The following is a 6,203-nucleotide window of genomic DNA, read 5'->3' as shown; positions in this document are numbered from 1 at the left end:
AATCGGCCCAGATCCGCGAAATTTTAATCAGCGAGTCAGCTTGGGAAGAAATGACCTGCTTATTCGCACCTTCCTTAGCTCAGTTGGTTAGAGCGTGCGGCTCATAATCGCCCGGTCGCTGGTTCAAGTCCAGCAAGGTCTTTATTCATCGACATAACCCACGCTATGAAGGTTCTCAGCGGTGCAGGCAGATGTTTTCGACTCGGGTAGTAAACACAGAAATTATCAGCGGGATAGGCATAATCGGGTAGCAAACGGACAAGTTTGTTTTCGCTAATTTTATCTTTAACCAGATTCTCATAAACAAACGCAATACCTAACCCATATTCAGCAGCCTGAATCATTGCCGCATCTGAATCTACAACCAGATCGCCATTAACAGACACGTCCATTTTTTCTCCTTGTGAATCTATAAACTCCCATCGGTATCGTTGTCCATCAGGAAAGCAGCGGTTTATACACCTGAATTTTACAAGATCTTTTGGTGAGTCAGGTTGTCCTGATTTTTCCACAAAATGGGGGCTGGCAACGGGAATAAGAGACATCTTGCCTCCAAATGGGATTGCAACCATATCTTTAGGAACATCTTGTGTATAACGTACTCCGGCATCGAAACCTGAATCTATAATGTTTATTTTTCTGTCAGTGGTGAATAACTCTAAATTAATACCCGGGAAATCATTTTTGAACTTAACGAAGTGGCTTTGAAAAAAGAGATCAAGCACGATTCGGGGTAAGTTGATTCTGATGACGCCTTCTGGGTTATCTTTGTGGTCATTAAGATTATCAATGACGCGCCTGTAGTCATTCAGGACTGGCGTCACGTCATTAAGAAATGTTTTACCGACAGCGGTTAAAGACAAGCTTCTGGTGGAGCGATTTAAAAGCCTAACACCCAGTTTTTCTTCAAGATTATTTATAGCGACCGTTAATGTCGGCGCTGAAAGATTTAATTCTTTTGCGGCTTTACGAAAACTCCCATGTTTTACAATAAGAAGTAATATTTCTATGTGCTGTAATTCTGGCACGTTTTTCATTGTTAGTTTCCATAAAACACTACATTAAAAATATACTAATTGTTATGCGTGGAAAATGGAAGTATATATTTCTTGTCGTTTATCGAAAGAGGAATATAAGGTGAAAACACGTTATCTTGGGAAAACTAAATTCCAGGTGTCAGCATTGGGTCTGGGTTGTATGGGGATGAGTTTTGCCTATGGTGGTGCCGAAGAATCGGAGGCGATCAATACTATTCACGCTGCGGTGGATTTGGGCGTCACCTTCCTTGACTCCGCAGAAGTCTACGGCCCCTTTGATAATGAAGTCCTGGTCGGAAAAGCCATCAAAGGCATTCGCGATAAGGTACAGATTGCGACTAAATTTGGTTTCCGCATTCTTCCGGTCGGGCAGGGGCTTGAGCGCATGGCTGGTGTTGACAGCCGCCCTGAACATATTCGCGAAGCGGTAGAAGGTTCACTTAAACGTCTCAATATCGATACTATCGATCTGCTATATCAGCATCGTGTTGACCCGACAGTACCTGTTGAAGATGTTGTGGGAACAATGGCTGATTTAATCAAGGAAGGGAAAATTCGCCATATCGGGCTCTCAGAGGTGTCAGCCGACACTTTACGCCGGGCCTGCAAAATTTATCCGATTACCGCAGTTCAAACGGAATATTCGCTTTGGACTCGCGAGCCGGAGGAAAGCATTCTCAACGCTTGCCGCGAGTTAGGCGTTGGGTTTGTGCCCTATAGCCCGTTGGGACGCGGATTTTTAACCGGGAAAATCACAGACAGTTCCGGTTTTGGCGAGGATGATTTTCGGCGCAACCTGCCTCGCTTCCAGAAAGCAGCGATGCAGAAAAACCAGCTGCTGCTTGATCAACTACAGGGCGTCGCTGATAAATACCGTTGTTCCCTGGCACAACTGGCTCTGGCGTGGGTGATGAGTAAAGGAGAGGATATTGTTCCCATCCCGGGCGCACGAAAAATAGCACATTTACAGGATAATGCGGGTGCGGTCAGTCTGAACCTTTCCGACCCCGATATTAAGGTCATTGACAGTCTCTTCACGCCTGACAATATCCAGGGGCAAAGATATAACCAGAGTGATTTTAATTTAATCGAAAAATAACACCTCGCAAAAAATTCTCCTGCTTTTATGGCGGGAGAGTTGCTTAGCCTGTGTATTAAATGTCGCTATAATAAATAGAAGGCTAATGAGTTTTTCTTCCGTTCAGTCTTAAGGTTTTCTTAATTTTTAATCATTCTGCTTTCTCCATTTGGATTTTTATCATTCCAAACCCCGCGATAATGAAATTTTACACTTTTACGCCAAAACTGGATTGATACTAATTATCATTAGCGTTTTTGTGTGCTTTAATCCTGTCCCACAAAGCTATGCGTTGTTAATCACGTTGGTCAATTAAGGATATGTTCATGAATTCTCGTCTGCTGTCATGTTTCTCCCTTGCCTTGTTGTCTTCATCCCTTTTCCTTTCTACACAATCAGTTGCGGCAGATAACAACGAAGGTATCGTTGTCTACAACGCGCAGCACGAAAATCTGGTTAAGTCGTGGGTTGATGGTTTTACTAAAGAAACCGGCATTAAAGTGACTCTGCGTAATGGTGATGACAGCGAGCTGGGTAACCAACTGGTTCAGGAAGGCAGCGCATCGCCAGCAGACGTATTCCTGACGGAAAACTCGCCGTCCATGGTTCTGGTGGATAATGCCAACCTGTTTGCACCACTTAATGCCGATACCCTGAAGCAGGTACCAGCAGAATATCGTCCGGCACACGGTCGCTGGATCGGGATTGCTGCCCGCAGCACAGTGTTTGTGTATAACCCGGAAAAACTGACCGAACAGCAGCTGCCAAAATCGCTGATGGATCTGGCGAAACCTGAGTGGAAAGGCCGTTGGGCGGCATCACCGTCAGGCGCAGATTTCCAGGCCATCGTGAGCGCGATGCTGGCGCTGAAAGGCGAGAAGGCGACTCTGGAATGGCTTAAAGCGATGAAAACCAATTTTGTTGCCTACAAAGGTAACAGCACCGTCATGAAGGCCGTCAATGCCGGTCAGATTGATGGCGGCGTGATTTATCACTACTACCGTTTTGTCGACCAGTCCAAAACGGGTGAAAACAGCAAAAACACCCAGCTCTACTATTTCAAACACCAGGATCCGGGCGCGTTTGTGAGCCTCTCCGGCGGTGGCGTTCTGGCATCCAGCAAACACAAAGAGCAAGCACAGGCGTTCATCAAATACATCACAGGTAAAGAAGGCCAGGAAAGCCTGCGTACCAACAATGCCTTTGAATACGCTGTGGGTGTAAATGCAGCCTCTAACCCGAAACTCGTTCCGCTGAAAGATCTTGATGCGCCGAAAGTTGAACCTTCAACGCTTAACAGTAAAAAAGTCATCGAGCTGATGACTCAAGCCGGTCTGCTGTGATCCTGAGAGTAAAGTGAACGTCTTATGTCTGGTCTGAGTCTCGACATCGGAAAAAACAGAGTGCAGGAGCCTGCTCGCAGGCGTCCTGCACTGCCGATGGTTGCGTTAGCTGTCTTGTTTTCATTAATGGCGCTTCTGCCTTTAGGTTTTATCATTGCCATTGGCATTGAGACGGGCTGGGAGACGATTAAGGCGCTGGTGTTCCGCCCACGTGTTGCCGAGTTGCTCAGCAACACGCTGTGGCTGACAGCGTTAGCGGTTCCGCTTTGTATTGTGACAGGCGTAGCAATCGCCTGGCTTACAGAGCGCACGCAGCTTGCCGGGCGGGGAATTTGGTCTGCGCTGGCGGTGGCACCGCTGGCTATTCCTGCGTTTGTGCAAAGTTATGCGTGGGTGAGTGTTGTCCCGTCGATGCATGGACTTTCTGCAGGCGTGTTCCTCTCCGTACTTGCCTACTATCCCTTTATCTATATGCCGGTTGCGGCGGTGCTGCGTCGCCTTGACCCGACGCTGGAAGATGTCGCCGCTTCGCTCGGTACTCCGCCGTGGCGGGTCTTTTTCCGCGTGGTGCTACCACAACTCAAACTCGCGATCTGTGGTGGCGCGCTGCTGGTGGCGCTGCACCTGCTGGCGGAATATGGCCTGTACGTGATGATCCGTTTTGATACCTTCACCACGGCGATTTATGACCAGTTTCAGTCTACCTTCAGCGGTCCTGCTGCAAACATGCTGGCGGGTGTACTGGCCTTGTGCTGTCTGGCTATCTTAGTGCTGGAAGGCGTTACCCGTGGAAAAGCACGCTACGCGCGCATTGGTGCTGGCGCGGCGCGTGAACAGAAGCGCTGGCCGCTGAAACCGGCTACGGCTGTGCTGGGTCAGCTGTTTTTCATTGTGCTGATTGTTCTGGCGCTGGGCGTGCCGTTAATTGTTCTGTGTCGCTGGATTTGGCTCGGCGGTGTGCAAAACTGGATGAGCGCTGATCTCTGGCACTCACTGCGTCAGACGCTGATGCTTGGTGTGGGTGGTGCTCTGTTGACGACAGCGTGTGTGATCCCCATCGCCTGGCTCGGAATTCGTTATCCACACCGCGTTTTTCGTCTGCTGGAAGGCTGCATCTACATCACCAGTTCGCTGCCGGGGATTGTCACTGCACTCGCGCTGGTCACTGTCACCATTCATTACGCCCGTCCCATTTACCAGACGGAAATTACCCTGTTCCTTGCCTATCTGCTGATGTTTATGCCCCGCGCACTCATTAACCTGCGTGCCGGGATAGCACAGGCACCGGTGGAACTGGAAAACGTGGCGCGCAGTCTTGGCAGTACGCCGGCGAAGGCGCTATGGAGCGTCACAATGCGGCTGGCAGCACCGGGTGCGGCAGCGGGAGCGGCGCTTGTTTTCCTCGGTGTCAGCAACGAGTTGACTGCGACTCTGCTGCTCTCGCCACTGGGCACACGCACGCTCTCCACCGGGTTCTGGGCGCTGACCAGTGAAATTGACTATGTGGCCGCAGCGCCTTACGCAATGCTGATGATCCTGATTTCACTTCCGCTGACCGCCATCCTCTATATGCAGTCGAAAAAAATTGCAGGGCTATGACATGCTTGAATTAACCTCCATTTCTAAATCGTTCTCCGATGTGCAGGTGCTCGACAGCTTAAACCTGAGCGTTGCCCCCGGGAGCCGGACAGCGATTGTCGGACCATCCGGGTCGGGTAAAACCACGCTGCTGCGAATCCTTGCCGGGTTTGAAACACCGGACACAGGGCGCATTGTTATGCAGGGGCGAACGCTGTTCGATGAGAACTGTTTTGTCCCCGCACACCTGCGCGGGATCGGTTTTGTTCCTCAGGAGGGCGCATTGTTCCCACATCTTAATGTGGCAGATAACATAGCCTGGGGGCTGGACGGTACTCGTCACGAGAAGCGTCAGCGTATTGAAGCGCTGATGGATATGGTTTCGCTGGACAGGCAGCTTGCGACGCACTGGCCGCATGAAATTTCCGGCGGACAGCAGCAGCGTGTGGCACTGGCCCGTGCGCTGGCTCAGCGTCCTTCTCTGATGCTGCTGGATGAGCCCTTCTCAGCGCTGGATACCGGCCTGCGTGCGATGACGCGCAAAGCAACGGCCGATCTGCTGGCCGAAGCGGGCGTTGCCTCCATTCTTGTCACCCACGATCAAAACGAAGCGTTGTCGTTTGCCACCCAGGTTGCCGTCATGCGTGCCGGGCGTTTTACCCAGGTCGGTACGCCTTATGAAGTCTACACGCAGCCTGTTGACGAAGAAACGGCACTGTTTCTTGGTGATGCAGTGATCCTGCCAGCTCAACTTAATGCCGGGAGTGCTATATGCGCGCTGGGTGAGGTGCCGACGGACAACGCGCATGCGACAGGAGAGGGCAGGGTAATGATGCGCCCTGAACAACTGCGCGTGACGGCATGTGCGTCGCATGAAAGCCCGATCTCGATTCTTGATGTGGATTTCACCGGTCAACTGTCGACGCTCACCCTGGGGTTAGCCGGGCAGCAGCAGCCTGTAATTCTGAAGACGGTAAGCCAGCCTGGGTGGAACCCTGGCACGTCGGTACGCATTGAGATTGCTGGCACGGCACGTGTTTTTGAATATTCTTAATAGTCGTTAGTAATTTCGTGCAACGGGTTGTTATAAAAGAATTTTCCAGAACCTATGGCATTTCCTGAGATTCTCTACCATGCTCATAATGCCTCACGCATAATGTGTGTGGT

The 6,203-nt window shown here is 50.5% G+C and carries 5 protein-coding genes; 4 read left to right on the top strand and 1 reads right to left on the bottom strand.

What is annotated here, in order from left to right; genetic code table 11:
• Positions 1–101: 101 nt before the first annotated feature.
• Positions 102–1,037, bottom strand: coding sequence for a LysR family transcriptional regulator (locus V6E55_RS21515; RefSeq protein ID WP_316943887.1), 936 nt, complete (start codon positions 1,035–1,037; stop codon positions 102–104).
• A 100-nt stretch (positions 1,038–1,137) separates the two neighbouring features.
• On the opposite strand from V6E55_RS21515, the gene V6E55_RS21510 reads away from it, so the two are divergent.
• The 4 genes from V6E55_RS21510 to V6E55_RS21495 all read left to right on the top strand — a co-directional run bounded on the left by V6E55_RS21510 (position 1,138) and on the right by V6E55_RS21495 (position 6,090).
• On the top strand, positions 1,138–2,136 hold the full coding sequence (locus V6E55_RS21510; protein WP_316943886.1) for an aldo/keto reductase: 999 nt from the start codon (positions 1,138–1,140) through the stop codon (positions 2,134–2,136).
• A gap of 305 nt (positions 2,137–2,441) precedes the next feature.
• Entirely contained in the window at positions 2,442–3,458 is a 1,017-nt protein-coding gene (locus tag V6E55_RS21505) for an iron ABC transporter substrate-binding protein (protein ID WP_114978002.1), read from the top strand.
• A 24-nt stretch (positions 3,459–3,482) separates the two neighbouring features.
• Positions 3,483–5,057: an ABC transporter permease gene (locus V6E55_RS21500; RefSeq protein WP_165383605.1), complete on the top strand. Its 1,575-nt coding sequence runs from the start codon at positions 3,483–3,485 to the stop codon at positions 5,055–5,057.
• A 1-nt stretch (position 5,058) separates the two neighbouring features.
• A complete protein-coding gene (locus V6E55_RS21495; RefSeq protein ID WP_236921181.1) occupies positions 5,059–6,090 on the top strand; it encodes an ABC transporter ATP-binding protein in 1,032 nt (343 codons plus the stop codon).
• Positions 6,091–6,203: the final 113 nt, after the last annotated feature.

This window comes from Enterobacter sp. 342 (assembly GCF_036663495.1).
GTDB lineage: Bacteria > Pseudomonadota > Gammaproteobacteria > Enterobacterales > Enterobacteriaceae > Enterobacter.
This window is presented reverse-complemented; position numbering and strand designations above follow the sequence as displayed.